The organism is Actinophytocola sp., from assembly GCF_035762905.1.
In the GTDB taxonomy this organism is placed as follows: domain Bacteria; phylum Actinomycetota; class Actinomycetes; order Mycobacteriales; family Pseudonocardiaceae; genus DASYTH01.
Genome location: NZ_DASUCC010000148.1, coordinates 1 through 25,506 on the forward strand (window position 1 = coordinate 1; position 25,506 = coordinate 25,506).

General features: G+C 67.7%; 21 protein-coding genes and 1 tRNA gene. 12 read left to right on the forward strand and 10 right to left on the reverse strand.

Annotated features, from left to right (window positions below; genetic code table 11):
* Positions 1-46: 46 nt before the first annotated feature.
* The gene (polA, locus tag VFV67_RS32000; protein ID WP_326474505.1) at positions 47-2,725 is read right to left on the reverse strand and encodes a DNA polymerase I; all 2,679 of its coding nucleotides are present in this window, start codon (positions 2,723-2,725) and stop codon (positions 47-49) included.
* A 98-nt stretch (positions 2,726-2,823) separates the two neighbouring features.
* Here polA and VFV67_RS32005 point away from each other — a divergent pair, with 98 nt between their 5' ends.
* Positions 2,824-3,219 (forward strand): PaaI family thioesterase, encoded by a 396-nt coding sequence (locus VFV67_RS32005; protein WP_414636390.1) that lies wholly within the window; start codon positions 2,824-2,826, stop codon positions 3,217-3,219.
* A gap of 1 nt (position 3,220) precedes the next feature.
* On the opposite strand, the gene VFV67_RS32010 is transcribed toward VFV67_RS32005, so the two are convergent.
* From VFV67_RS32010 to VFV67_RS32030, 5 genes are all read right to left on the reverse strand, one after another.
* Complete coding sequence (locus tag VFV67_RS32010; protein WP_326474437.1) at positions 3,221-3,937, reverse strand: ABC transporter ATP-binding protein; 717 nt, start codon at positions 3,935-3,937, stop codon at positions 3,221-3,223.
* On the reverse strand, positions 3,934-4,812 hold the full coding sequence (locus tag VFV67_RS32015; RefSeq protein WP_326474438.1) for an ABC transporter ATP-binding protein: 879 nt from the start codon (positions 4,810-4,812) through the stop codon (positions 3,934-3,936). Before VFV67_RS32015 ends, VFV67_RS32010 begins: the two co-directional genes overlap by 4 nt.
* Positions 4,809-6,671 (reverse strand): branched-chain amino acid ABC transporter permease, encoded by a 1,863-nt coding sequence (locus tag VFV67_RS32020; protein ID WP_326474439.1) that lies wholly within the window; start codon positions 6,669-6,671, stop codon positions 4,809-4,811. Before VFV67_RS32020 ends, VFV67_RS32015 begins: the two co-directional genes overlap by 4 nt.
* Positions 6,668-7,627: a branched-chain amino acid ABC transporter permease gene (locus VFV67_RS32025; RefSeq protein ID WP_326474440.1), complete on the reverse strand. Its 960-nt coding sequence runs from the start codon at positions 7,625-7,627 to the stop codon at positions 6,668-6,670. The genes VFV67_RS32020 and VFV67_RS32025 overlap by 4 nt, the downstream gene beginning before the upstream one ends.
* Before the next feature lie 79 nt (positions 7,628-7,706).
* Positions 7,707-8,939 (reverse strand): branched-chain amino acid ABC transporter substrate-binding protein, encoded by a 1,233-nt coding sequence (locus VFV67_RS32030; RefSeq protein ID WP_326474441.1) that lies wholly within the window; start codon positions 8,937-8,939, stop codon positions 7,707-7,709.
* Between the two features lie 229 nt (positions 8,940-9,168).
* Here VFV67_RS32030 and VFV67_RS32035 point away from each other — a divergent pair, with 229 nt between their 5' ends.
* Positions 9,169-11,082, forward strand: coding sequence for a fibronectin type III domain-containing protein (locus VFV67_RS32035; RefSeq protein WP_326474442.1), 1,914 nt, complete (start codon positions 9,169-9,171; stop codon positions 11,080-11,082).
* Here VFV67_RS32035 and VFV67_RS32040 read toward each other — a convergent pair.
* Positions 11,075-11,674 (reverse strand): ANTAR domain-containing response regulator, encoded by a 600-nt coding sequence (locus VFV67_RS32040; protein ID WP_326474443.1) that lies wholly within the window; start codon positions 11,672-11,674, stop codon positions 11,075-11,077. The two genes, VFV67_RS32035 and VFV67_RS32040, sit on opposite strands and share 8 nt — an antisense overlap.
* Before the next feature lie 146 nt (positions 11,675-11,820).
* Here VFV67_RS32040 and VFV67_RS32045 point away from each other — a divergent pair.
* The 3 genes from VFV67_RS32045 to VFV67_RS32055 all read left to right on the forward strand — a co-directional run bounded on the left by VFV67_RS32045 (position 11,821) and on the right by VFV67_RS32055 (position 15,028).
* Positions 11,821-11,897 (forward strand) — tRNA-Leu (locus tag VFV67_RS32045).
* A gap of 81 nt (positions 11,898-11,978) precedes the next feature.
* Entirely contained in the window at positions 11,979-13,235 is a 1,257-nt protein-coding gene (locus tag VFV67_RS32050) for a site-specific integrase (RefSeq protein WP_326474444.1), read from the forward strand.
* Between the two features lie 62 nt (positions 13,236-13,297).
* A complete protein-coding gene (locus VFV67_RS32055) occupies positions 13,298-15,028 on the forward strand; it encodes an ATP-dependent nuclease (protein ID WP_326474445.1) in 1,731 nt (576 codons plus the stop codon).
* Between the two features lie 62 nt (positions 15,029-15,090).
* Here the strand turns inward: VFV67_RS32055 and VFV67_RS32060 are convergent, their stop codons facing one another.
* A complete protein-coding gene (locus VFV67_RS32060) occupies positions 15,091-16,170 on the reverse strand; it encodes an XRE family transcriptional regulator (RefSeq protein WP_326474446.1) in 1,080 nt (359 codons plus the stop codon).
* A gap of 361 nt (positions 16,171-16,531) precedes the next feature.
* Between VFV67_RS32060 and VFV67_RS32065 the strand changes: the two genes are divergently transcribed.
* The 5 genes from VFV67_RS32065 to VFV67_RS32085 all read left to right on the forward strand — a co-directional run bounded on the left by VFV67_RS32065 (position 16,532) and on the right by VFV67_RS32085 (position 20,589).
* A complete protein-coding gene (locus VFV67_RS32065; protein ID WP_326474447.1) occupies positions 16,532-16,777 on the forward strand; it encodes a hypothetical protein in 246 nt (81 codons plus the stop codon).
* A gap of 716 nt (positions 16,778-17,493) precedes the next feature.
* Positions 17,494-18,561: an ADP-ribosyltransferase gene (locus tag VFV67_RS32070; protein WP_326474448.1), complete on the forward strand. Its 1,068-nt coding sequence runs from the start codon at positions 17,494-17,496 to the stop codon at positions 18,559-18,561.
* The gene (locus VFV67_RS32075; RefSeq protein WP_326474449.1) at positions 18,558-18,947 is read left to right on the forward strand and encodes a hypothetical protein; all 390 of its coding nucleotides are present in this window, start codon (positions 18,558-18,560) and stop codon (positions 18,945-18,947) included. The genes VFV67_RS32070 and VFV67_RS32075 overlap by 4 nt, the downstream gene beginning before the upstream one ends.
* Positions 18,944-20,032 carry an ADP-ribosylglycohydrolase family protein gene (locus VFV67_RS32080; protein WP_326474450.1) on the forward strand — a complete coding sequence of 363 codons (1,089 nt, stop codon included), beginning with the start codon at positions 18,944-18,946 and terminating at the stop codon, positions 20,030-20,032. The genes VFV67_RS32075 and VFV67_RS32080 overlap by 4 nt, the downstream gene beginning before the upstream one ends.
* A gap of 350 nt (positions 20,033-20,382) precedes the next feature.
* Positions 20,383-20,589, forward strand: coding sequence for a hypothetical protein (locus VFV67_RS32085; RefSeq protein WP_326474451.1), 207 nt, complete (start codon positions 20,383-20,385; stop codon positions 20,587-20,589).
* An 825-nt stretch (positions 20,590-21,414) separates the two neighbouring features.
* On the opposite strand, the gene VFV67_RS32090 is transcribed toward VFV67_RS32085, so the two are convergent.
* The gene (locus VFV67_RS32090; RefSeq protein ID WP_326474452.1) at positions 21,415-22,341 is read right to left on the reverse strand and encodes a LysR family transcriptional regulator; all 927 of its coding nucleotides are present in this window, start codon (positions 22,339-22,341) and stop codon (positions 21,415-21,417) included.
* A gap of 76 nt (positions 22,342-22,417) precedes the next feature.
* Between VFV67_RS32090 and VFV67_RS32095 the strand changes: the two genes are divergently transcribed.
* Positions 22,418-23,242, forward strand: a complete 825-nt coding sequence (locus VFV67_RS32095; protein ID WP_326474453.1) for an isocitrate lyase/phosphoenolpyruvate mutase family protein — start codon at positions 22,418-22,420, stop codon at positions 23,240-23,242.
* Here VFV67_RS32095 and VFV67_RS32100 read toward each other — a convergent pair.
* Positions 23,239-23,505: a hypothetical protein gene (locus VFV67_RS32100; RefSeq protein ID WP_326474454.1), complete on the reverse strand. Its 267-nt coding sequence runs from the start codon at positions 23,503-23,505 to the stop codon at positions 23,239-23,241. The genes VFV67_RS32095 and VFV67_RS32100 overlap by 4 nt on opposite strands.
* A gap of 260 nt (positions 23,506-23,765) precedes the next feature.
* Here VFV67_RS32100 and VFV67_RS32105 point away from each other — a divergent pair, with 260 nt between their 5' ends.
* On the forward strand, positions 23,766-25,307 hold the full coding sequence (locus VFV67_RS32105) for a B12-binding domain-containing radical SAM protein (RefSeq protein ID WP_326474455.1): 1,542 nt from the start codon (positions 23,766-23,768) through the stop codon (positions 25,305-25,307).
* Positions 25,308-25,506 lie beyond the last annotated feature (199 nt).

The window sequence follows — 25,506 nt, forward strand, 5'->3', positions numbered from 1 at the left end:
CGTTCGCGCGATCGTCACTCGGACGGGTTAACGGTGGCGCGGAATTCTAGTGTGCGGCGTCGTTCCAGGAGCGGCCGAAGCCGACTGAAACGTCCAGTGGGACGTCCAGGTGGTAGGCGCTGCCCATGCCCTGGCGGACCAGGTCCTCGGTCGCGGCCTGCTCGCCCTCGGCGACCTCGAGCACGAGTTCGTCGTGCACCTGCAGCAGCATCCGGGAGCGCAGGTCGGATGCTTTCAGCTCGCGCTGCACGTTGAGCATCGCGACCTTGATGATGTCGGCGGCGCTGCCCTGGATCGGGGCGTTCAGCGCCATCCGCTCGGCCATCTCGCGGCGCTGGCGGTTGTCACTGGTGAGGTCGGGCAGGTAGCGGCGCCGCCCGAAGATCGTCGACGTGTAGCCGTCCTTGCGGGCCTTGTCCACCACCGAGTTCAGATAGTCCCGGACGCCGCCGAACTCGGCGAAGTACTCGTCCATCAGTGCGCGCGCCTCCTCGGTGGAGATCCGCAGCTGCTGGGACAGACCGAACGCGGACAGACCGTAGGCCAGGCCGTAGTTCATCGCCTTGATCTTGGCCCGCTGCGCGCCGGTCACCTCGCCGGGCTCCACCGAGAACACCCGGGCCGCGGTGGCCGCGTGGAAGTCGTGCCCGGACTGGAAAGCCTCGATCAGCGCGCGATCGCCGGACAGGTGCGCCATGATCCGCATCTCGATCTGGCTGTAGTCCGCGGTCATCAGCTCCGCATAACCCGACCCCACGATGAACGTGTCCCGGATCGTGCGGCCCTCGTCGGTGCGAATCGGCACGTTCTGCAGGTTCGGCTCGGTGGACGACAGCCGCCCGGTCGCCGCGATCGTCTGGCTGTAGGTGGTGTGGATCCGCCCGTCGTCGGTCACCGACTTGATCAGGCCCTCGACCGTGATCTTCAGCCGGCTCGCGTCCCGGTGCTCGAGCAGGTGCGCAAGGAACGGGTGCTCGGTGGCGGCGTAGAGGTTGGTCAGCGCGTCGGCGTCGGTGGTGTAGCCGGTCTTGGTGCGCTTGGTCTTCGGCATGTGCAGCTCGTCGAACAGCACGGTCTGCAACTGCTTGGGCGAACCCAGGTTGATCTCCTTGCCGATGACCTTGAACGCCTCCTGCTCTGCCTGCTTCACCCGGCCCCCGAAGTGCGCGTCCAGCGACGCGAGCAGCTCGATGTCCACCGCGATCCCGGCCGCCTCCAGCTCGGCGAGCACCTCGAGCAGCGGCAGCTCCATCTCGACCAGCAGCCGCGCTCCGCCGATCTTCTCCAGCTCGGCGTCCAGCGCGTCGGACAGCTCGGCGATCGCCCGGGCCTTGAGGATCTCGCCGGCCGCCAGGTTGGCCTCGTCGCCCTCCTCCCCGTCCAGCAGGGACAGCTGCCGCTCCTCGGGCTGCTCCTCCACCCGCAGCTCCCGCTTGAGGTAGCGCAGCGCCAGGTCGTCCAGACTGAACGAACGCTGACCGGGCCGCACCAGGTAGGCCGCCAGCTGGGTGTCGGTGGCCAACCCGCGCAGCGTCCAGCCCTGATGCCGCACCGCGTGCAGCGACCGCTTCACGTCGTAGGTCGCCTTTGGCGCATCGGCGTCGGCGAACCAGGCCACCAGCACCCGCTCGTCCTCCTCGGTCAGCTTGCCGACGTCGATGAACACGCCCTCGTCACCGGCCCCGGCCAGCGCCACCGTGCGCAGCTCGACCGCCTCGCCGGACACCCCGACCGGCGTGTACCGGAAACACACCCCCACCCGCTGGCCCTTGCCGCAACAGCGCTCCAGCCAGCCGGCCAGCTCCCCGGGCACCAGCGCACCGCCGACGACGTGGAAGCCCTCCTCCGCCTCCGGCTCGACGCTGGTGTGCTCGGTGAACAGCCGCTCCCGCAGCACACGGAACTCCAGCTCGTCGAACAGCCGGTGCACCGCGTCCCGGTCCCACGGCCGCAGCGCCAGGTCGCCGGGGCCGACCTCGAGCGGCACGTCCTTGACCAGCTCGGTGAGCTGCCGGTTGAGCAGCACGTTGGCCAGGTTGGCGCGCAGCGCGTCGCCGGCCTTGCCCTTCACCTCGTCGGCCCGGTCCACCAGCTCGGCGAGCGAACCGAACTCGTTGATCCATTTGGTGATGGTCTTCTCGCCCACCCCGGGGATCTTGGGCAGGTTGTCCGACGGGTCACCGCGCAGCGCCGCGAAGTCCGGGTACTGCACCGGGGTGACGCCGTACTTCTCCAGCACGGTCGGCGGGTCCAGCCGCCACATCTCGGACACCCCTCGGCTCGGGTAGAGCAGCGTGACCGACTCGTTGACCAGTTGGATGACGTCCCGGTCGCCGCTACAGATGATGACGTCGAAGCCGTCGGCCACCGCCTGCGTGGTGAGCGTGGCGATCAGGTCGTCGGCTTCGTAGCGGTCCAGCGAGAGGAACGGGACGCACAGCGCCCGGAGCACCTCCTCGATCAGGCTGACCTGGCCCTTGAACTCGTCCGGAGTACTGCTGCGGGTGGCCTTGTAGTCGGCGTAGGCCTCGCTGCGGAACGTCTTGCGGGACACGTCGAACGCGACCGCCATGTGGGTCGGCTTCTCGTCCCGGATCAGGTTGATCAGCATCGAGGTGAAGCCGTACACGGCGTTGGTGTGCTGACCCGTCTGGGTGGCGAAGTTCTCCTTGGGCAGCGCGTAGAAGGCCCGGTAGGCCATCGAGTGGCCGTCGATGAGCAGCATCTTGCGGGTACCGGTGCCGGGCTTGTCAGTCACGGCCCGAGTCTATGGTGGAGCACCGACACACGTGAGGAGGCACCGTGACCGCTGACATCCCGGGGATCCCGCTCGAGTTCGTCGACCAGTTGCTGCCGACGAAGCTGGGCATCGAGATCACCGAGTGGAGCCCCGAGCGGGTGGTCGGCACGATGCCGGTCAAGGGCAACCTGCAGCCCTACGGCCTGCTGCACGGTGGCGCCAACGCGGTGCTCGCCGAGACCATCGGCTCGGCCTGCGCCGCGCTCAACGCCGGCCTCGACCGGGCCACCATGGGACTCGAGCTGTCCTGCACGCACCACCGGGCCGTGCGCGAGGGCACGGTCACCGGGGTGTGCACGCCGCTGCACGTCGGCCGCGGCACGGTCACCGTGGAGATCACGATCACCGACGAGCAGGGCAGGCGGACCTGCACCGGAAGGCTCACCTGCCTGGTGCGGGACCGCCCGCCCGGCCCGTAGCTCAGCCCTGCCCGAGGTAGGCCGCCCGGACCCGCTCGTCGGCGAGCAGGTCGTGGCCCGGCCCGGACAGCGTGGTCTGCCCGAGGTCGACCACGTAGGCGTGGTCGGCAAGGGCCAGCGCGGCCAGCGCGTTCTGCTCGACCAGCAGGATCGTGGTCTCCTGCTGCTGCAGTTCGCGGATCGTGTCGAAGATCAGCTGGGTCATGATCGGCGAGAGGCCCATGGACGGCTCGTCGAGCATCAGCAGCCGCGGCCGGGACATCATCGCCCGGCCGATGGCCAACATCTGCTGCTCACCACCGGAGAACAGCCCGGCCTTCTGGTTGCGCCGCTCGCCGAGCACCGGGAACAGCTCGCACACCCGCCGGATGTCCGCCGCGATCCCGGCCTGGTCGGTCCGGGTGTACGCGCCGAGCAGCAGGTTCTCCTCGACCGTCATCCTGGCGAACACCCGCCGGCCCTCCGGGCTGTGCGCGATCCCGCCGCTGAGGATGGAGTGCGCCGGCAGCGCGGTGATCGACTGGCCGCGGAACCGGATGTCCCCGGCCCGGGGCCGGAGCAGCCCGGAGATGGTGCGCAGGGTCGTGGTCTTGCCGGCCCCGTTCGCCCCGATCAGGCAGACGATCTGGCCCTCGTCCACGGTGAACGAGATGTTGCGCACCGCCTCGATCGCTCCGTACGCGACGCTGAGGTCCTCCACCTCCAACAACGCCGTCATCGGGTCTCCTCCTCGCCCGCCGCCTGGTTGCCGGTGCCGTGGTCGGCGGAGAGCTCACGGACCTCCGCCTCGACCTCTTCCGGCGGCTTGCCGAGGTAGGCCTCGATCACCCGCGGATCCTCGCGCACCACGTCCGGCGTCCCCTCGACCAGCAGCGATCCCTGCACCAACACGGAGACCTGGTCACACAGACTGAAGATGAACTTGGTGTCGTGCTCGATCACCACCACCGAGATGCCCCGGTCGCGAATCTTGAAGATCAGCTCCCGGGCCGCGTCGGTCTCCTGCGGGTTCATGCCGGCGGTCGGCTCGTCCAGCAGCAGCACCTTGGGCTCGGTGGCCAGCGCCCTGGCGATCTCCAGCCGGCGCTGGTCGCCGTAGGGCAGGAACCGGGCGGTCTCACCCTCCACCTTGGCCAGCCCGACGAACTTGAGCAGGTCCCGGGCGTGCGCCCGGGCGTTTTCCTCGCCGCGCTTGAACGACGGCCCGTGCAGCAGCGACGCGATCGGACCCTGCTTGGTCCGCGCGTGCCGGCCGATCAGCACGTTCTCCAGCACGGTCATGTTCGGGAACAGCCGGATGTTCTGGAACGTGCGGGCCACCCCGGCGGCGGTCACCTCGGCCGGGTCGGTCGGCAGCCGCTTGCCGGACAGCAGCACCACCCCGCGGGTCGGGGTGTACAGGCCGGTGAGGCAGTTGAAGAAGGTGGTCTTGCCGGCCCCGTTCGGCCCGATCAGGCCCACGATCTGGCCCTGTTCCAGGCGCAGCGACACGTCGCTCAGCGCGGACAACCCGCCGAACAGCATGGTCACGCCGCGCGCCTCGAGCACGGTCGCGGGCCTGGTCTCGGCCTCAGCCGCCATGTCCGTCGTCATGGTCGCGCCCGTCCTTCCCCGCCGCCGGCCGGAGCCGCGGGCCCGGGCCCGGTCTCGGCCTCGGCCAGTTCCTGTTCGTGTTCGACGACGGCCTTCTCCTGAACCTGCTCGATCGACTCGCCGGTCGCGGTCTCACCGGCGAACTCGGCCCGCCGGACCCGGTCGGGCACCAGACCCTGCGGCCGGAACCGCATGATCAGCACCAGCGCCAGACCGAACATCATCAGCCGGTACTCGTTGAACTCACGCAGCTTCTCCGGCAGCACGAACAGCAGCGACGCGCCGAGCACCGCGCCCGGGATCGTGCCCATGCCGCCGAGCACGACCGCGGCCAGCAGGGTCACCGACTCCAGGAACTGGAAGCTGTCGTAGGCCACCGTGCTGGTCTTGTGCGCGAACACCGCGCCGGCCATGCCGGCCAGCGTGGCGCCGACCAGGAAGGCGAGGATCTTGGCCTTGCCGGTCTTGATGCCCATCGCCCTTGCCGCGTCCTCGTCCTCGCGGATGGCCATCCAGGCCCGGCCGATCCGGCTGTCCTTCAGGTTCGCGAAGACCAGCATGACCACCGCGATCAGCAGCACGATGAGGAAGTAGTAGAGCACCCCGGACGGCAGCACCACGCCGCCGGCCGAGATCGGCTCGTTGAACGGCTGATCGAACAGCGAGATCGGCGGGATGTTCGGCACCGCGTTGGCCCCGCCGGTGAGCCCGCCGATGTTCTCCTGCGCGGACTTGCGGAAGATCTCACCGAACGCGAGCGTCACGATGGCGAGGTAGTCGCCGCGCACCCGCAGGGTCGGCGAACCGACGATGGCACCGAAGATGCCGGCCACCACCGCGCAGATCACCAACACGATGATGAACGGGACCTCACCGATCGGACCGGCCAGCTTGGCCGACGCCGCCCCGGACAGCTGGGCCGCGACGAACGCGCCGATGCCGAGGAACGCCACGTAGCCGATGTCGAGCAGGCCGGCAAGACCGACCACGATGTTCAACCCGATCGCGGTCGCGGCGTAGACGCCGATGTTGACCGCGACGGTCATCCAGTAGTCGGTGCCGGCGTCGGTGAACGGCAGCGCGACCGCGCACAGCAGCAGCACGATCATGCTGAACACCCGGTGCTGCTCGGAGAGCGTGGAGATCCAACGGAGCAGCCCGATCCCGTACAGCGCGCCGAGCAGACCGACCAGGAACCCGAGATAGCTCAGGAACTCCGGGCCGGCGTACGGACTGGACGGACCGCCGAGACCACCCGAGGTGAGCGTCTCGGCGACCACCCACAGCAGACCGGCGAACGACAACAGCAGCACCAGGAAGGCGACCGCGGTCGGCAACTTGGTCGGCCACTGCGGGATCGGCTCGATCCCACCGGCCGAGCCCGCGGCCACCAGCAGCACGCCGGCGATCAGACCGAGGAACCCGGCGAAGGCCGTCGACCCCTCCGCGGCGGTCACCGCGCCGATCCCGCCGCCGTTGATCGCGATGAACAGCACGTTGACCAGCGAGATGACACCGACACCCCAGCCGAGGCCCCGGATCGCCCGGTTCCGGCCGGGAATGCGCACGAAGGTGAACACCAGCGCGACGATGCCGAACAGGGCCAGGTGGGCCCGGAAGCCGCCGAGCTCGAACGGCGCGTCGAAGAACTGCAGCGTCGACTTCGCCGGGTACGGACCGTCGTTGAGCACGAAGGTCGCCCACGGCAGCAGCGCGGCCACGATCGTGAGCACGCCACCGGCCACGGCCGCCGGCCGGGCGAACACCGTCCGGTCGGTGGCCTGTTTGCCGGCCTGGCTGACCAGCCAGACGTATACGGCGAAGGCGACGACGACCGTGGTGAACTCAAGGGGACTCATGCTCGCACCCTCTCGGTCTCACCGAAGAACCCTTGCGGGCGGAACACCAGCACCACGATCAGCACGATGAAGATCCACACCAGGTCGTACCCGGTGCCGCCGGGCATGTACTGCCCGGCCAGTGTCTTGATCAGACCGATGGCGAAGCCGCCGACCACGGCACCCTTGATGCTGCCGATGCCGCCGAGCACCGCCGCGGTGAACGCGAAGATGCCGTTCAGGAAACCCATGTCGATGTTGACGCTGGTGTACCGCACGCCGTACAGCACACCGGCGACACCGGCCAGCGCCCCGCCGATCACGAACGTGATGACGATGGTGCGGTCCGGGTTGACGCCCATCAGCCGGGCGGTGTCCGGGTCGGCCGAGGTGGCCCGCATCGCCCGGCCCATCCGGGATCGGCCGACGTACATCTGCAGCGCGACCGCGAGGCCGAGGGAAACCACGATGATCAGGATGCCGGCGTAGGGGATGGTGAACCCCTGTCCGATCGAGACGTGCACACCGCCCTTGACGAACGCCTCCGGGAAGCCGATCGCCGAGGTGGCGCACGCCGATGGCTCACCGCCGCTCGGCGACGGGCAGCGATAGAACACCCGGACGAACTCCTGGAGGAACACGGACACGCCGAGCGCGGTGATCAGCGGCGCCAGCCGGGGTGCGTTGCGCAACGGCCGGTAGGCGAACCGTTCCATCAGCACCGCGACCCCGACCGCGACCCCGATGCCGATCACCAGCAGGAGCGGCAGCGTGACGTACCAGTCTTCCTTCATCCCCGACGGCAGCCACCACATGAACGCGAACAGCGCCCCGTAGGCCCCGATCATGAACACCTCGCCATGGGCGAAGTTGATCAGCTGGATGATCCCGTAGACCATGGTGTAGCCGATCGCGATCAGGGCGATCGTTCCCCCTAACACCATGCCATTGGCCAGCTGCTCGAGCAGCGTCGACACATCTACCTCCATGAATGACGGGGGCAAGCGTAGATGCCTGCCCCCGTCATCCGGCTATCCCCGGTCGGAACGGGTTTGATCAGCCCTCGAACTTGCCGGTCTCGACCGGCTTCCACTCCTTGCCGGACACCTGGTAGACGGTGAGCAGCTTGTTGGTGCTGTCGCCGTACTCGTCGAACGCGACCTCGCCCGTGGCGCCGGTCGCCTTGTACGAGCCGATGTTCTTCAGCAGGTCGGCGCGCTTGTCCTCGCCCCACGTGCCGCTGTCGCCCATGGTGGTGGCCAGTGCACCGATCAGGGCGTTCGCCGAGTCGTAGGAGAACGCACCGTAGGCGCTGAAGGCCTCGGGGTAGTTCGCCGCGGCGTAGGCGTCCACGAACGCCTTGGCGCTGGACAGCGACTCGGTCGGAGCACCCACCGAGGTGGCCAGGTCACCGTCGGCGCCGCCCAGCTCGATGAACTTCGGGTCGAAGATGCCGTCGCCGCCCATCAGCGGAACGTTCAGGCCGGCGTCCTTCATCTGCTTCGACAGCGGCCCGGCGATCGGGTACTCACCGCCGTAGTAGACCGCGTCCGGCGCCGCGCCACGGATCTTGGCGATGACACCACCGAAGTCGGTGTCCTTCTCGCCGACCGTCTCGTTCGCGACCACGGCCGCGCCGAGCTTGGTGGCCTGCTTGGTGAACTCCTGCACCAGGCCCACACCGTAGGTCTTGCCGTCGCTGATCGTGGCGATCTTCTTCTTACCGGCCTTGCTGACCATGTAGGTGGCACCGAACGGGCCCTGCAGGGCGTCGGTGGTGCAGACCCGGAAGTAGGTCTCGAACGGCCGCTTCTTGCTGGTCGCGTAATCCGTGCCCTGGGTCAGGGACGGGTTGGTGTTGGCCGGGGAGATCTGCGCGATCTTCTTCTGGGCCAGCACCGGCTGCACGCTCTGCGCCACCGAGGAGTTCAGCGTGCCGATCACGCCGACCACGTTCGGGTTGGACGACAGCTTGGTGGCGGCCTGCGCGCCGACCTGCGCGGTCGCCTGGTCGTCCTCGGTCTGCAGGGCCAGCTTGTAGCCCTTGACCTTGCACGCCTCGTTGGCCTGCTTGACCGCGAGGTCAGCCGAGTTCTTGATGCCCAGGCCCAGTGCGGAAAGACTGCCCGACTGGGGGGCAATGACGCCAACGATCAGGGTGCCCTTGCTGGTGTCGCAGGCGGCCTGCCCACCACCGCCACCCGACTCCTCCTTGTTCGTGCCACAGGCTGCGAGCACCAATGCGCCAGCAGCGACCAGCACTGCGGCCTTCGCCGTCTGGTTTCGCACTTCACGTCCCTTCATCGCGTCACCGCGGTTGTCCGAACCTTGCGGGTAAGCATGCCGGACCCCGCCCACGTCCCTGTCAGAGGGCTGGGGCGGAACGTAGTAAGTGATGCGGCGGGTAGTCACGCCCACTCCGCCCTCGTGACCAGACTGCAACGAAAAAGCCTCATTGCCGTCCGCTCACCGGACATCTGCGTCGATCCTGTTACCGTACGTCGCCTACCCTTGAGGGGTGCCGACTCGTATCCGCGTGCTGGCATGGCTGGGCGGCGCGGCCCTGGTGGTCGGGTCGGTCGTGCTGCTGCGCGATACCGAAACGCCGCGTCCCCCGCCCGAGATCACCCGACCGGTGCGGATCGATCGCTTCGCGGCGCACAACGTCGTCCTGCCCCGGCCCGGCGAGGCTCCGGCGCGGCCGGATCTGCTGCGGGCCGTCCCCGCCACCGGCCAACTGCGACTGTCCTGGTCGGACGGTGCCGGCGGGCCGGTTGCCGGCTACCAGGTGACGTGGCAGCGGCCCGGCGAGCCGGTCCACAACCGGCTGGTGGTCGCGCCGGACACCCAGCTCGACGGGCTCACCGACGGTGAGCCGTACCAGATCGAGGTTCGTGGAATCGACCGGTTCGGGCGACGTTCCGCTCCCGCCACCGTCACCGGGACGCCGGGACCGCAACCGGAACCGTGGCGGGCCGCCCTGACCGGGCTCTACGACGACTTCGCCGACCCCCGCACGGTGCGCGCCGACCTGCCCGGATCGCGCTGGCACCTGTCCGGCTACCGCGGCTGTGTCGACCCCGCCGACGGTTCCGGCCGGCGGGGCCTGCCGATCGACTTCGGCTGCGGCGCGGACGTCGCGGTGCTGCGGGCCCGGCAACCGATGCGACTGGCCGACCCGGCCGGCCCGGACGGGGTGCTCGGCACCGTCACAGTGCTCACCGACGCCGCCGGACCGGGCGGCGAGCTGACCATCGACCTGGTGCCGGGCCCGGCCGACCGGCTGGGCACCGGGCGGGTCGGAGACCGCGCCGGCGTGGACCCGAGCCTGCCCGCGTCCACCGTCCGGGTGATCGTGAACGACGCCGGTGGCCGGGTGCTGACCGGCCCCGGGCTGACCGGGCCTTCGGCGCCGAGCCCGGAGCCGGCGGCCCGGCGTGGGCCGGGCGTGCCGCACCGCTTCGAGCTGGTGCTGACCACCTCCGGCCTGTCGCTGCGCCAGGACGGCACCGTGCTGGCGGCCAGCGGCGCCGTGCCGGCCTGGCGGGAGGCGTCGGTGCTGTTCGGCCTGCGCGGGCCGGCCGGGCGCGCCGCCCGGGTGCACGTGGCCGCCGCCGGGTTCAGCGGGCCGCCGCTCCCGGTGCCGCAGGTGGTCGAGGTGCCGGTCAACCCGGCCACCCACCGGGTGCTCAACCTGCTCGACAAGGCCCCCGGCATCGGGATCTCCCGGGCGCCGCTGGTCACGGCCGCCGGCGCCCGACTGGTCACCACGGTCACCACCGTGCCCGAGGTCGACCCGAACGGGATCGTCGTGCAGCTCGGCGAGCGCACCATCGCCGCCCGGCCGGCCACCCCCGGCCCGCCGGCCGAGCGCGGTGCGGCCGTCACCGTGCTGGCCGACCTGCCGCCGGACCTGCTCGGCAGCGCCGGACCGGATCCGCTGAGCCCGTTCGTGCTGCGCGCGGCCGGCGGCCCGGACGGGCTCAACGTGGTGGAGAGCTACCTGGAGATCACCCCCGGACCGGACTGGAAGCCCCCGGACCGGCCACGCGGGCGGTACACCGACACGCGCGCGGCCACCCCGGACGCGCTGCCCGACCTCGACCTGGTCTTCGGCGACGCCGCCGGAACCCCGCTGCCCAGCACGACCGTGGCGCCGCGGGGTCAGCTGGTCCTGACCGTGCGCCTGGACGGCCGGATCACGCAGTGGGACAGCGGCGGCGTGGCCGGCGTCCGGGGCTTCGAGCTGTGGCTGGACGGCCGGATCGCCGCCGCGTTGCCGACGGCCACCGATGGCGACGGCGTCGGCGGCGAGTACCAGATCGCCCTCGGCCTCGCCGACCTCGACCCCGGCCCACACGTCCTCGAGGTGCGCGAGTACGGCCCGTCCCCGCGCCCCGCGTCCCTGCTCCGGAACTTCGTGATCAGTTGATGTTGTCGATCACGGCCTCGGCGACCGCCTTCATCGTGGTGCGCCGGTCCATCGCCGTGCGCTGGATCCAGCGGAACGCCTCCGGCTCGGACAGCCCCTGCTTGGTCATCAGCAGCCCCTTGGCCCGCTCGATCACCTTGCGGGTCTCGAGCCGCTCGGTCAGCCCCGCGACCTCGGTCTCCAGCGCCTGCAGCTCCGCGAACCGGCTCACCGCCAGCTCGATCGCCGGCACCAGGTCATGCTTGGCGAACGGCTTCACCAGGTAAGCCATCGCCCCCGCATCCCGCGCCCGCTCCACCAGCTCCCGCTGGCTGAACGCCGTCAGGATCACGACCGGCGCGATCCTCTTCCCCGCAATCGTCGACGCCGCGTCGATCCCGTCAACCTTCGGCATCTTCACATCGAGAATCACGAGGTCAGGCCGCAGTTCCGTAGCCAACCGCACGGCCTCTTCGCCATCAGCCGCCTCCCCCGCGACCGCGTACCCCTCTTCCCGCAACATCTCAACCAGATCCAGCCGGATCAACGCTTCATCTTCCGCAACGAGCACACTCCGCTGGACGCCAGGACGATCCTGGACCTGCTCCGTCACCAGCGTCCTCCTACACTCGTCCCATACCCGCCAAAACCGCAGCTTACCGCCCACGCCCCCCAATCGGACGTGATCACCCCAACACCTCCCCAACACCCCCAACCCACCCACCCCCACCCCCACCCATCCCGTAACCTTCCCCCTAGGCCCCCGTAGCCCAACCGGCAGAGGCAACGGACTCAAAACCCGTCCAGTGTGCGTTCGAATCGCACCGGGGGCACCAGATCTACCAGCAGGTTCTCTTGCTGGACAATCACCCGCTAGCCCCTTGGGCATGGCGCTGGGCATGAGTACCCTGGGTGACATGGCTGCCACGCGGCCCGGAGGCCGCCAGCGAGGCAACATCGAAGAACGCGGCCCCGGACTCCGCGTCCGTCTCTACGCCGGCACGGATCCCGTTACAGGGCGCCAGGTCTACCTCCGCGCGACGATTCCCGGCACCGACACCGCTGCCTGGCGCAAGGCTGAGGACAAACTGTCCCAGTTCCGCACCCAGGTCCTACGCCAACGCTCCGCCGCCTCGTCGGTCCCATTCGCCCATGCCGTCGACGAATGGCTCCGCACCAACGAAACCGAGCCCAGCACCCGCAAGACCTACGTCGGCTACATCGCCAACCACATCCGCCCGGTCCTCGGTTCGATCCCCGTCCGCAAGATCGACGCCCGCACCCTGGAGACGTTCTATACAGAGCTACGCCGCTGCCGCACCCGCTGCGACGGTCGCCCGTTCATGAACCACAAGACCGCAGACGACCACGACTGCGTGAACGCGGGCTGCCGCGCCCACGTCTGCCGTCCCCTGTCCGCGTCGACCGTTCAGCAGATCCACTCCATCATCAGCGGCACGCTCGCGGCCGCCGAACGGTGGGGCTGGATCAACGACAACCCCGCCAAGATCACCCGCCGCCCCCGCCGCAAACCCCCCGAGCCCGCCCCACCCACCCCCACCGAAGCCAGCCGCATCGTGGAGCGAGCGTTCGAGATGGACGACGACTGGGGCACCCTCGTCTGGCTCGCGATGACAACAGGCATGCGCCGAGGCGAACTCTGCGCCCTCCGCTTCACCCACGTCGACCTCGACACCGAGACCATCGACCTCCGCCGCAACTGGGTCCTCGGCAAAGAGAAGGACACCAAGACCCACCAGATCCGCCGCATCGCCCTCGACTCCGAGACTGTGACCCTGCTCCGCGAACACCGCACCCGCGTCGCCGCCCGCCTCGAAACACTCGCCCTCCCCTTCAACGATGACGTGTTCATGTTCAGCAACGCCACCACCCCGGATCACTCAGTCCCGTACTCTCCCAACGCCGTCACCCAACGCTACAAAGACATGACCGCACGCCTGGGCATCAAGACCCACCTGCACGCCCTCCGCCACTACAGCGCCACAGAGCTGCTGACCGCCGGCGTAGATCTCCCGACAGTCGCCGGCCGCCTAGGCCACGGCGGAGGCGGCGCCACCACCCTCAAGGTCTACGCCGCCTGGGTAGCCGCCTCCGACCGCAAAGCCGCCGAAATCCTCGGTTCCCGTATGCCCAAGCGTAAACCTAAGGTATGACAGGTCTACCCTGATACCACTTCAGTGACCTTAGTCGAGATCATGCGTTCTAATGCTCAGCGGTGGACAAACTTTCGTTGGCTAATCTTCGCGAGGTAATGCAGTTGAGACTATCAGGGATCGCGATCCAGAAGTATCGGTCGATTAAGAAGACCGCACGCCTAGATCTTGGTGGCCTCACCGTACTTGTGGGACCAAATAACGAAGGCAAGTCAAACATCCTCAGAGCAGTTGTCACAAGCATGAAGATCCTGCGCCGGTTCAGTAGTACCCTCGCGCCAGGAAGAACCGTGCTAAGGCGGACTGGAGCCGATTATGATTGGACCGAAGACTATCCGAAGGACCTTCAAGACAGGAGCCCCGACGGGAACACTATAATCGATCTTTGGTTCGAACTCAATGACTCCGAAAAACTTTCGTTTCGAAGGGCCATTGGCGTCCAACTCAAAACAGAGCTTCCGATCCGTCTTACGCTTGGGCGACAGGTTGAGTTCACTGTTCGGAAACAAGGCCCTGGAAAGCAGACGCTGATGCAGAAGGCCAGCAGAGTTGCCCAATTCATTGGCCAGACACTTAGAATCGAGTACGTTCCATCAATTCGAACAGCCGCCGATGCGGCTGAAGTAGTTCGCAACATGTTGCTTTTTGAACTGGATGAGCTCCTCGACAAGGACGAATACAAAGATGCCTTGACCGCCCTGCAGTCCGCCCTTAACTCCGCACTGCACCCCATGGCAACCGACCTTGCGGAGACCCTTACAGACTTCCTGCCCGAAGTGCAGAACGTTGAAGTCCAATTGCCCGTGGATGATCTACTGGGAATCCTCGCAGAGAAATGCCGAATTGTCGTAGACGACGGAGTACCTACCGACCTTCGCATGAAAGGCGATGGCGTACAGAGCCTTGCAGCCCTGGCCCTCGCCCGGAAAGCTGCCGATCTAGGCCGTAGATCGCTGTTCCTGGCAGTTGAGGAGCCCGAAGCGCATCTCCACCCTCGGGCGGTGCATCAGGTCAGGGCGGTCTTGCACGAGATCGCGGAAAAGAAGCAGATTGCCATCACAACTCATAGTCCACTTCTGGTAGACAGATTCAATCTGAGTAACAACATTATCGTCAGAGAAAACAAGGCGCAGCAATCTGCCAGCTTGCGCGAGCTGCGGGCCGCCCTTGGCGTGCGCGCGGCTGACAATCTCTCCTCCGCATCCCTGATCGTACTAGTCGAAGGCGGTTGCGACGAACTCGCGCTAAAAGCAATCTTCTCCACGCACAGTGGATACCTGCGAAACCAACTCTCGTCGGGCGAGCTGGCGATTGGATCTATGAGTAGCGCCTCAAATCTTTCGACAAGACTGGAGATGCTGCGTTCTCAGATTTGTCGTTATGTAGTCCTACTCGACAACGACGCTGCTGGTATATTGGCCGCCAAGAAGGCCAGAGACGAAGGGCTGCTATCTTCCCGTGAGGAATACTTCGCCATAGCCCCGGGCATGAAAGAGTCAGAGCTTGAAGACTGCCTGGATCCTAGTGTCTATTTTCAAGCGGTAATGGATCGCTTTGGCGTAAACCTGAACGTGCGCGAATTCAGATCCAGCAAAAGAAAGTGGAGCTCCCGAGTCGAGAGCTGTTTTCGAACTCAGGGAAAATTGCTAGACGATGCAACAAAGCTCGCCGTAAAGAGCACCGTTTCGGAATCAGTTCTCCTTGCGCCCGAGAAGTCAATTCATGCGGAGCGTTCCCGCGCGCTAATCGCATTGTGTGAGGATGTTGAACGCCGCCTTACCGGGCAGCCATAGACGCCAGTAAGGCCGCTTGTCCACGCCCATCGTCCACCAGAATACAGCCGATCAGGGTCGAGCTATTCTTCTGCCAGCCGCCGGCGGCGAGTCGCCCACTCTGACGTGGACCATTCGGGCGGCATGGTGGCCAGGCAGTCTCGGGCAGCTTGGCGCGCTCCGTGGATGTCGCCGAGTGCGTGTAGGACGAAGCCCTTCTGGCCCAGGAAGAACGCGGGGGTGTACCAGTAGCCGGCGGGGGGTAGCTCGTCCTCTGGTGGGAGGTGGTCGACCATTGTGTCCGCCTCGGAGAGCAGCCGCACGGCATCCGTGCGTTCCCCGTTGCGTGCCAATACTTCGGCTCGTTGGTAGGTCTCGTATGTGCGTAGAGCCACGTTTGTCCGCGTGTCTCGGCGGGCTGCGTCCGACAGGGCATCGGCGGTGCGGAAGTCACCGGCTCGGATCGCGCGGTACGCGCTGAAGGACAGCGCGGTGGACAGGCGGTCAGGATCGTCAGCTTCCAGGCCCAGCACAGCTGCCCGGTCCAGATGCGCCTGAGCCTCTTCGAACCGGCCCAGGGGGATGTGCAGCCAACCGTGGTATTGGGCGAGTTCGGATGCCAGGCCGACCGCGATCGGTCGCACGGGGCCGCGTCCTTCGGCGGCGAACGCTTCCACCAACTCACGCTGGGCGCGAACTGTGGGGAGCACGTTGGCCGCCCCAGTTTCGTCCTCCAGCCGGCGCACGGCGGCCAATACATCCGCTACGGACCGCAGCGCGGCGGCGTCCACTCGCCGGGGCTCCCGCACGGCGTAGGCCAGCCGGTCCTCCTCGTCCGGGTCGATCACCCCGTCTAGTCCTGAAAAGGCACGGTTGGGGCGCACTGGTCGGCGGTTGGAGGGCTGGAAGCCCAGGTCGGTATCTGTGGATGCGCCGAGAACGGCACGGAAAGCGGCGCGGTACTCCCGGCCGGGCCAACGGACCCGGCCGCGTTCCAGTCGGGCCACGTAGTGCTCGTCCAGGGCGCCGGGCCGCGTGGAGTGCTCGGCCAGCCAGGTGTTCACCGCGTCGGCCAGCTCCGCGCGTGACATCGCGGCGCCAGGGCACCCGGGCGACGGCGTGGCCTCTCGGGCGGCGCGGAGGTGGTTGTTCGGGTCGGGCACGGTGGGACTCCTGGCCGGTGATCTACCCCCATTCTGCCCCCTACCTGCCGGGTGGATCGGCCCTGGTGAGCGGTGAGTGACGGCGTGACGCTGTTTCGGTGACTGATGCCGCACACCCAACCACCGCCATCGAGGCGTTCACGATCGTCTGGGGTGGGCATCGTGTGTGAACGCCGTGCGACCTTGTTCAGCGCATGGGCGAGCGGTGCCACCATCCTCGCGGGCACCGCCGGGTGCCCGGTCGATCGGTCGCCGGACGGACCGCGCGTGGTCCGGGAATGCGGGTCCTGTCCTACCTGGTGCATCGGGGCGAACCAGGAGGAGGCCTCCGATCGACTCGCCGAGCATCGGCGGAACTGCCATGGCTGAGAACGGGGCACCGGATCCGACTGCCAGGCTGGTATGGCGCATGTCGCCGTGGGACGGGCTGGTCCACGCCTTCCGGCCAGAGAACATCGGGGAGTTGACGGCGGAGGCTTTGTGCGAACACAGCGCGCTGGCCAGCCGGCTCACCGAGCAGGACGGGCGGCGGTGCTTTGCCTGCCTGCTGCTCCACGGTGACGAACTCGCCGACCGGCACGACGAGTCGAACCGGTGGGGCACTTAGGGGTGTGGACCGTTCGCACCCGTCACAGATGCAGTCACACCCGTCACAGGGTTGTGACGGGATCGGGTGGGCCTCTACCTGCGACGATAGCCTCTGTGACGGGTGTGACGGGATCGCGCGATCCCGTCACGGGCCGGCAATTTGGGGGCTCGAAACGGCTCTGAGAGAGACCTCGGGCATCCCGTCACAAAGGGTCGGGCTCGTGGGCATGGGTTTGGGCATGAACTCAGGTGAACTCATGCCCACAGTGAGACAAAACGGACCTACATTGGGACGTATTGCCTGGTAGACAGCCTAAGTGACGTTGCACGGCCGACTCAAAACCCGTCCAGTGTGCGTTCGAATCGCACCGGGGGCACTCTGAGTGATCAAGCGTATGCGCAGTTCAAAGCCATCTCGGCTCGCACCCGATAGGGGTGCGTGTACCGGTGACGACATGCCCGGTCGTAGCAGTGCCGATCCGGACGGTAGCTGCTTGGGGCAGTGCTTAATGCGAGGGCCTGTGGAACTGTGCCCAGGTCCCGTTGCGTCTGAGCACTGGTTCGGCAATGGGGAGGTTCAGAGCCATGACGGGGCGGCGGCGTTCGGGTGGTTCTACCGGTGGTGGCTAGCATGCCAGCCCGCGATCACACGGCGATCGACCGGACGGCCCGCATTCACGTCGCCGTGGATCGGATGCCGGCGGAGTCGGTACCAATCTCGATGCCATCGACACCATGGCAAGTCGACTCGATGCCACCCGGACTCGGGTCGACGACGTCGGTAGAACGCTGTCTGGGGTCGACGTCGGCCGGCAGAGCATGGGCGTTATCGGTTCCGGTTTCGCTGGCGCCGCTCAGTCCCACTTTCGTCATGCCGAGCAACAGGTCGCCCGGGCTACTCGCGCGGTCGAGCAAGCACAAGCCGGCACCGCCGGCACGGTGGCGGCCTACCGTGACACCGACACCACCAGCGCCGCTCGCCTGGCCGGTATCGATACCAACATCCGGCCGCCCAATCCGACCGCCGCCGGCACCGCCCCACCGGCAGGTAGCACCGCGACCACCGGCGCCCCGAGCCGTCCTCCGCAGACGCATCGACCGGGCTCAATCGCTTCGACGCTCGATGGGTCCGGCAGTGAGGCGGGCGCGCCACCACTGTCCGATGCTGATTTCATTAACCTGCCCGCCCACCGGCAGGTCGACGTTGCGGAAGCGGAGATCGGCCACGGCGCACGAACCTTTCGGGATAACGACGAAGCAAGCCGGTACGGTGCGGAACAGTGGAATGACTACACCGAGAACCTGCCGGCCGAACAGGCGAGCGCACTGTACAACTACACCACAGATCCACCACACTACCCATCCTATGTAGACATCAATGGCGTGCTGCGTGGCACCGAGCCGGAAACACCGCAGATTCGCCACGACATCGAGCAGATTGACATGGCAATGGCGGGAAGACCCGTTCCCGAGGACATCGTGGTGTCCAGAGGAACGAATTTGGGCCATATTGGGGTGTCGGCTCCTGACATGGTCGGTAGGACATTTGGTGATCCCGCCTATATGTCCACCTCGCTCGGCGACACGGCCGGGGCCTTCCAAGGTAAAGAGGCGGTCCTGCATCTGCGTGTTCCGGAGGGGACGCCCGCGTTGTACATGGAGAAGGTGTCTGCATTCGGCAACGGTGAGCGTGAGTTGTTGCTCGGGCGCGGCGTGACGTACCGGGTGGACCGAGTGTTTTGGGATAATGGCCAGTGGCAGATCTATGGTGAGGTTCTGTCACCGAAAGGAACGACACGATGACAGGTGATGGCTGGAAGACCGAGGATCTTCAACCACGGGTCGTGGCTGGCCCACCGTCTTATGAACGTACGACGGACAAACCGGTGCGCTACGTGGCCGTCGCCAACGATGCCGGGGTACTCGGTTACCTCTGGGCGGCTGACGAGGACGGTGCCGCTGGGTACGAACCGCGCACGGCGGCGGGGGGTGACGCGTTCAACGCGGGCGTGTGGTGGTACCAAAAGTTGCGGGAGCAGAAGGCGCTGGATGTCCTGCCCTCGGCGGCAATCGCGGCGCTCGCTGCCCTACCGGACGGCCCACGGACCGGCCATGTCGTTCCGGGGAGCGAGGGGGAGGCGATCTCCCTGGCGACGCTGCGAGAACTGGCCACGGCCGATCGACCGTGACCGGCGTTGATCAGGACCAGGTGCTCGGCTCGATAATGGCCGGTGCCGTGGGGGATGCGTTGGGTGGACCGGTGGAGTTCCTGTCGATCGAGCAGATCCGACAGGAGTTCGGGGCGGCCGGAGCCACGGACTTTGTCGACGAGTACGGGGGACGAGGCCGGGTCACCGACGACACCCAGATGACGTTGTTCACCATGGAGGGCCTGGTCCGGGCGTCGGTGGGGCGGCGGCGGGGTGGCGGGGATCTGAGGTCGACGGTCCAGCACGCCTATCAGCGTTGGCTACACACGCAGGGAGTGGCCTGGGAACGGGCTCGGGGGAAGTTCGATCAGGCGGCAGCGGCCGACGGTTGGCTGGTGCAGTGCGCTGAGCTGCATGCACGGCGGGCACCGGGCAACACCGTGCTCGGCGCGCTGACGGCATTCGCATCAGGCGCGCCAAGCCCGTCGCCGACGCGACCAGCCAACGACTCCAAGGGATGCGGAGCGGTGATGCGCTCAGCGCCGGTAGCGCTATGGGCGGACTCGACCGCCGAGGTGTTCTCATCAGCGGCGGAGTTGGGAGCATTGACCCACGGCCACCCCAGCGGATACCTGTCGGCAGGGGCGCTTGCGGTGATCGTGCACCAGATACTGCGCGGCGCCGACCTCCTCGCGGCCGTGGACGTTGCACGGGCCGAACTGAGCGGCTGGCCCGATTACGGCGAGACCGACCAGGCATTGGTCGCGGCGGTACGGGTGGCGGCGGAGGGGCGGCCGGCGCCCGAGACGATCGAGAGCCGGCTGGGCGGCGGGTGGGTCGGCGAGGAGGCACTGGCCATTGGTGTGTGCGCGGCGCTGGTCTCCCGTGATCTGGCCGATGGGCTCCTGCTTGCGGTCAACCACTCCGGCGACAGCGACTCGACTGGCTCGATCTGCGGAAACATCCTGGGTGCACGCGACGGTATCCACGCCATCCCGCACCGATGGCTGGCCGAGCTGGAGCTGCGCGACGTTACCAAGCGGCTAACCCTCGACCTGCTGACAGAACTCGGGCCGAACCCACCGGACACCACGGAATGGCACGAACGGTACCCGGCCTGGTAACTCAGCAGGCACGGCTGGTTAACGGCGGTCACTACTGGGCGGCCGGGTGGACCGCACCGGCTCCGTTCGGGGTCATGACCGCACCGTAAACCGATCGGGTACAGGGTCGCCCCTCGACGGGTGAAAATGGCGCTCCCAAAGGGAGATCACCCGTTCGGACCCGCCTCCGTCGGCCAGGATGCCGGAGAGTTGACGCCCCGACCCGAGAGCTACCGACGATGCCCCTCCACCCCTGTCATGCGTGCGATGACGCTCGCGGCCGGTGCCGTCACGCTGACGGTGTCCGCCCTCGCCTGGGCCGCCACCGGACCGGTCCCGGCCGCCCGGCCCAGCCGTCCGGCGGGACCTGGGTGGCCTACGTCGCCGCGGGCGCCGGGCCGAGCGGCCGGGTGGTCCTGGTCAACACCGGCACCAACTCCGCCGGCACCGGCATCGACGTGACCCCGGCCGGCCTGTTGCCCGGCTCCTCGATCGCGATCTGCCCGGACGCCAGCACCGCCTGCGTCGCCACGCCGGGGACCTACCAAGGCGTGGTCCAGACCACCAGCAGCGGCTGAACGTCCGGCGCCTGGCTCTTCACCGGCCAGACGCTGTACCGCAACGGCGGTCCCCTGGCGTTCGCGGTCGTCTACGTCACCCTTGCGGCCCCCGGCGGGGGCGGGGGCGCCGCGCCGCCGGCGGCGGCCCCGCCGGCAGCCGCAGCGTTCAACCAGGCCGTCACCGGTCCGCCCAACCCGGTCGCCAATGTGATCGTCGGAGTGGCCGCCGTCGCGCTCGGGACCGCCCTGACTCTGTCGGGCCGGCGGCGCCAGCGGCACGCGCGGCGCTGAACTGTCCTTGCGCGGTCAAGAAGACCGGTGCTGTCGAAATACGACGCCACCCACTCGCTGTCAACCGCGAGGTGGGGCTAGAACCCGCTCCCACCGTCAACCAGGTCTCCGGAAACCGCTCACGGCCAAGATCATCCCAAGACTTACCCATGGCCTAGCGGTGTCACCCGGATGCGTGCCGCGCACATTCGGCGACACATGTTGATCTTGGACCAGCGGCGTGCGGATGCTGTGGGAGCCGCGCTGGGGCACCTCGCCTGATCCGATAGGACGTGATTGGAAGCTCTGGAGTCGACGGTCATTCGCGGCGTCGATCCGGCAGCGGTTGGCCGCCGAGGTGGGGTTGAGCGATGTGCTGGCGGCCGCCGCAATGTTGGGGTCGCTTTGAATGGGTGTGCTGGGAGACATCGCCGAATTGCTTGTCCAGCACTGCTTCCCTTGTCAGCGTATGTCGAAATTGGTGGGCTTACTCCAAGTGCAGCCGGGGGGCTCGGCGAGGTCGGCTACGGGCAGGGCGCTGCTCGGCGCGGTGCTGGGTCGATCGGCTCTTGGTCATGCACGGCGGGGCGTGGCGAGGTCCGGGGTGTGGTCGGCCAGGACCTGTAGGAATTCGGTTGCCAGGTGGGTGTGATGGCCACCTGTTCGTCGGACGGCGACTACGGGCAGGTGGGCGTCCAGGGCGGGGACATCGATCGTGCGCAGGCTTCCGATGCGCAGTTCCTCTCGGACGCTGCTTTTCGGCATGAGGGCGACGCCGAGGCCGGCTTCGACCAATCGTTTTTGCGCGGTGAGGCTGTCCACCCTGGTGATCGACGGCGGCGCGAGCCCGCAGGCGGTGAGGTGTCGTTCGAGCAGGGCGCCGAAGGAGTCGGGCTGATGGCGCTCCGGTGGGAAGCCGAGCCAGGTGTCGTCCCGCAGCGCCCGCAGGTCCGGCAGTTCGCGATCGGTGACCGGGTGCGCGGTCGGGACCACGACGAAGAGTTTCTCCGTGCCGAGCGGGATGGACTCCAGTTTCGGGTTGGTGTCGAGAAAGTAGCGCAGGCCGAGGCAGGCCTCGCCGGCCCGGACGAGCGTGCTCACCTCGCGGCTGGTCGCGGTCCGCAGGTTGACCGTGGCGTCCCGGAACCGCGCCCGGAACGCGCGCAGCGCGTCGACGATGTGCGAGTCGGCCAGGGTTCCAACGATGGCCAGACGCAGCGTCTGCGAACCCCGGCCCCGCCCGGCCCGGTCCCGGACGGCACGCTCACCGTCGCGGACCGCGGCGAGGGCGGCCTCGGCGTGTGGCAGCAGTGCACGTCCGGCGTCGGTGAGCGCCACGCGGCGGCCGAGCCGCTCGAACAGCTCCGCGTCGAGCGCGTGCTCGAGCTCGTGGATCCGGCGGCTGATCGCGGGCTGGGACCGGTGCAGCCGCCGGGCCGCCTCGGTGAACCCGCCCAGTTCGGCGATGCAGACGAAGGTCTCGATCTCGTCGAACGTCATCAGATCAGTATTGCTGATCGAAGCTATCAACACTATGCATTTGCATGATGACAGGCGGCGGGCGAGAGTGATCACCATGACCGATCAGGCCACCAGTGCCGCTCACTTCCGCGCTCTGCACGAGCGATCGGAGCCGTTCCTGCTGCCGAATCCCTGGGACGCCGGAACCGCGCGGCTGCTGACCGGTCTCGGCTTCGAGGCCCTCGCCACGACGAGCATGGGCGTGGCCAACATGTTCGGCCGCACCCGGGCGAGCCGGCAGGAGATCCTGGACAACTGCCGCGCCATCGTCGACGCCACTCCGCTGCCGGTGAACGCGGACCTGGAGAACGGGTTCGCCGACGACCCCGCCGGCATGGCCGAAATGATCGAGGACGCCGGTGCGGCCGGTGCGGTCGGAATGTCCATTGAGGACCACACCGGTGACAACCGCTCGCCGATCTACGACTTCGGGCTCGCTGTCGAGCGCGTGCGGGCGGCGGTGGACGCCGCGCGCGCTCTCCCCGTTCCTCCCGTGCTCACCGCGCGAGCCGAGAACCTGCTGTACGGCATCCATGATCTTGACGACACCATCAAGCGGCTGCAGGCGTTCGACGCCGCCGGCGCCGACGTGCTGTACGCCCCCGGGCTGCGCACCCTGGACCAGATGCGTGCGGTGGTCTCATCGGTCGGCAAGCCGGTCAACGTCGTGATGGGCTTCGCCGACCCCTCGATCACGTTGGACCAGCTGGCCGAGATCGGGGTACGCCGGGTGAGCATCGGCGCCGCGCTCAACCGACTCGCGCTTCAGTCCTTTATAGACGGTGCCCGGCAGATGCGGGCGGGCCGGTTCGGGTTCGTGCCCGACATCCTTCCCGTCGCCGAGCTGCACCGGGCGTTCACCCGCAGGCAAGCCGACTAGTTCGAGCTGGTTCGAAGACCGTCCGATCCGGACAGATTGACGGCGCCCGGCTCGTACCCGTCGAAGGCCGTCCCGGGCGCCATGGTTGCACCCAACTCCCCGCTCACATAGCGGCGTACCGCGTAGCGCACGATGACGAACCCGATGACGAGGGTGATCAACAAGGCACGCACCAACCAGTGGGTAAGCGACCGGGCCAGATCGCCGCCAAACGGCGCCGTAGGTTCGCCGAGCACGTACGGCGTGCGCTGGTCGGACCACATGAGGAGCAGCTTCCTGGACTCGCCGGCGTGCTGGCACCTCGAACGGAATGTCATCGGATGGCATGCGTTGTCACCCTGTCCGGATACTTCGCAGCGTACGCCTCCTGGACGGCCGGGTAGACTTGGCCCGCTGTAGACCTCCGCGTCCGCCCGAGACCCCGGCGACGTGCCACCGGGCACGCGGACAGGCAAATTCGGGGTGGCGCGCCCGTCGTCAACCCGCTCCTGGTCCCGTGTGCCAGTCACGACGGGATTACGGGATGAGGGTAGGAATTCTCGACCTCTTGGGACCACCGGCGCGGCGCCCGGTGGACATCGGCTATCAACTGTTGATCACCAAGCAGTTCGCCAGCATCACCCCGCAAGCCATCTCCGTGTGGTGTCGCCGGCAGGGACACCGGACGTTCTACGCCACCTATCACGGTCTCGGCCGGCCGGACCGGCTCCTGCCGGCCGACCTGGACGTGGTGTTCATCTCCTGTTACACGCAGGTGAGCCACCTCGCCTACGCGCTGGCGAAGCTCTACCGCCGGGCCGGGGTTCGGACCGTGATCGGCGGGCCGCACGCCAAGGCGTTTCCGGTCGACTGCCTGCGCTTCTTCGATCTGGTGGTGCGGGAGTGCGACGCGGAGCTGATCGCCGACATCGTGGCCGGACAGTTCGATCCGGGTGCCGTGATCTCCTCGGCCCAACCGTTCGACGACGTCCCGACGGTCGAGGAACGGATGCCCGAGATCCGTTCGTCGGCGTTCTTCTTTGGCCGCAAGCCACTTCCGCTCTCCGCGGTTCCCATGCTCGCCAGCATGGGTTGCCCGTACCAGTGCAACTTCTGCATCGACTGGAACAGCACCTACCGCCCGCTGTCGACCGATCGGCTCGCGACGGATCTGCGCTATCTCGCTCGCGAGCTGCCGGGAACGGTCATCGTGTTCCACGACCCCAACTTCGCGGTGAAGTTCGACCAGATCTTCGAGGTGCTGGAGGCCCAGCCACCCGAGCGGCGACCGCCCTACATCATCGAAAGCTCGCTGACCGTGCTGCGCGGTGACCGGCCGCGCCGCCTGAAGGAGACCAACTGTGTGATGGTCGCGCCGGGCGTCGAGTCATGGACCGACTATTCGAACAAGGCCGGTGTGGGTCGCCGGGGCGGGCTGGACAAGGTCGACCGGGTGGCCACCCATTTCGCGCAGCTGGCCGAGAACGTGCCGTATCTGCAGGCGAACTTCATCTTCGGGCTCGACACCGACCAGGGCGACGAGCCGGTCGAGTTGACCAAGGCGTTCATGGACCGCGCGCCGTTCGCGTGGCCCACGATCAACATCCCGGTGCCGTTCGGCGGAACCCCGCTGCACGACGAGCTCGCCGCGAATGGACGGATCCTCACCACGATGCCGTTCAGCTTCTACTACGCGCCGTACCTGGTGACCACCATCAAGCACTACGACCCGGTGACCTACTACGACAAACTCGTCGACCTCTACGCGCACGCCGCGTCGCCGGCGATGCTGCGGCGGCGCCTGCGGACCACGTCGCACCGCGCGATCGGCTACGTGCACCGGGCCCGCACCGCGAGCTTCCGCAGCGACGTCGCGCGGTTCCGCCAGATTCTGGGAATGCTGCGCTCCGACCCGAACTTCCTGGCATTCCACGAGGGACGGAGCACCGCCCTGCCGGAGTACTACCGCCACACCGGCGAACGCATGCTCGGCCGCTACGCAGAGCTGCTCTCGCCCGCCGACCGGACCCCGGATCTGTCGCCGGCCGAATCAAGTCCGCGTCAGCTCACCATCAGGAAGCGCTAGCGGCCAGCGGTGTCCTCAATGGATCATCCGGTCAACGGGCGGCAACGCGACGCCGACGCCGGACAGTCCCGATACCGGTACCGTACACGGTGGCCCGAACCGGGGTAGCGCGGGTACCGGTGGTGTAGGGTCAAGGTTGTCGAGAGCATCTCGATCCGGCAACCAAGCCGGTATCGTCCTCGGCGACTCAGGCCGGCCG

What these genes read in the sequence shown, in the direction of transcription:
- VFV67_RS32075 (WP_326474449.1), top strand. Translation starts at nt 18,558, where the DNA reads ATGACAGGTGATGGCTGGAAGACCGAGGATCTTCAACCACGGGTCGTG.
- VFV67_RS32015 (WP_326474438.1), bottom strand. Translation starts at nt 4,812, where the DNA reads ATGACGACGGACATGGCGGCTGAGGCCGAGACCAGGCCCGCGACCGTG.
- VFV67_RS32090 (WP_326474452.1), bottom strand. Translation starts at nt 22,341, where the DNA reads ATGACGTTCGACGAGATCGAGACCTTCGTCTGCATCGCCGAACTGGGC.
- VFV67_RS32105 (WP_326474455.1), top strand. Translation starts at nt 23,766, where the DNA reads ATGAGGGTAGGAATTCTCGACCTCTTGGGACCACCGGCGCGGCGCCCG.
- VFV67_RS32065 (WP_326474447.1), top strand. Translation starts at nt 16,532, where the DNA reads ATGGCTGAGAACGGGGCACCGGATCCGACTGCCAGGCTGGTATGGCGC.
- VFV67_RS32010 (WP_326474437.1), bottom strand. Translation starts at nt 3,937, where the DNA reads ATGACGGCGTTGTTGGAGGTGGAGGACCTCAGCGTCGCGTACGGAGCG.
- VFV67_RS32070 (WP_326474448.1), top strand. Translation starts at nt 17,494, where the DNA reads ATGGCAAGTCGACTCGATGCCACCCGGACTCGGGTCGACGACGTCGGT.
- VFV67_RS32100 (WP_326474454.1), bottom strand. Translation starts at nt 23,505, where the DNA reads ATGTGGTCCGACCAGCGCACGCCGTACGTGCTCGGCGAACCTACGGCG.
- VFV67_RS32095 (WP_326474453.1), top strand. Translation starts at nt 22,418, where the DNA reads ATGACCGATCAGGCCACCAGTGCCGCTCACTTCCGCGCTCTGCACGAG.
- VFV67_RS32050 (WP_326474444.1), top strand. Translation starts at nt 11,979, where the DNA reads ATGGCTGCCACGCGGCCCGGAGGCCGCCAGCGAGGCAACATCGAAGAA.
- VFV67_RS32020 (WP_326474439.1), bottom strand. Translation starts at nt 6,671, where the DNA reads ATGAGTCCCCTTGAGTTCACCACGGTCGTCGTCGCCTTCGCCGTATAC.
- polA (WP_326474505.1), bottom strand. Translation starts at nt 2,725, where the DNA reads ATGCTGCTCATCGACGGCCACTCGATGGCCTACCGGGCCTTCTACGCG.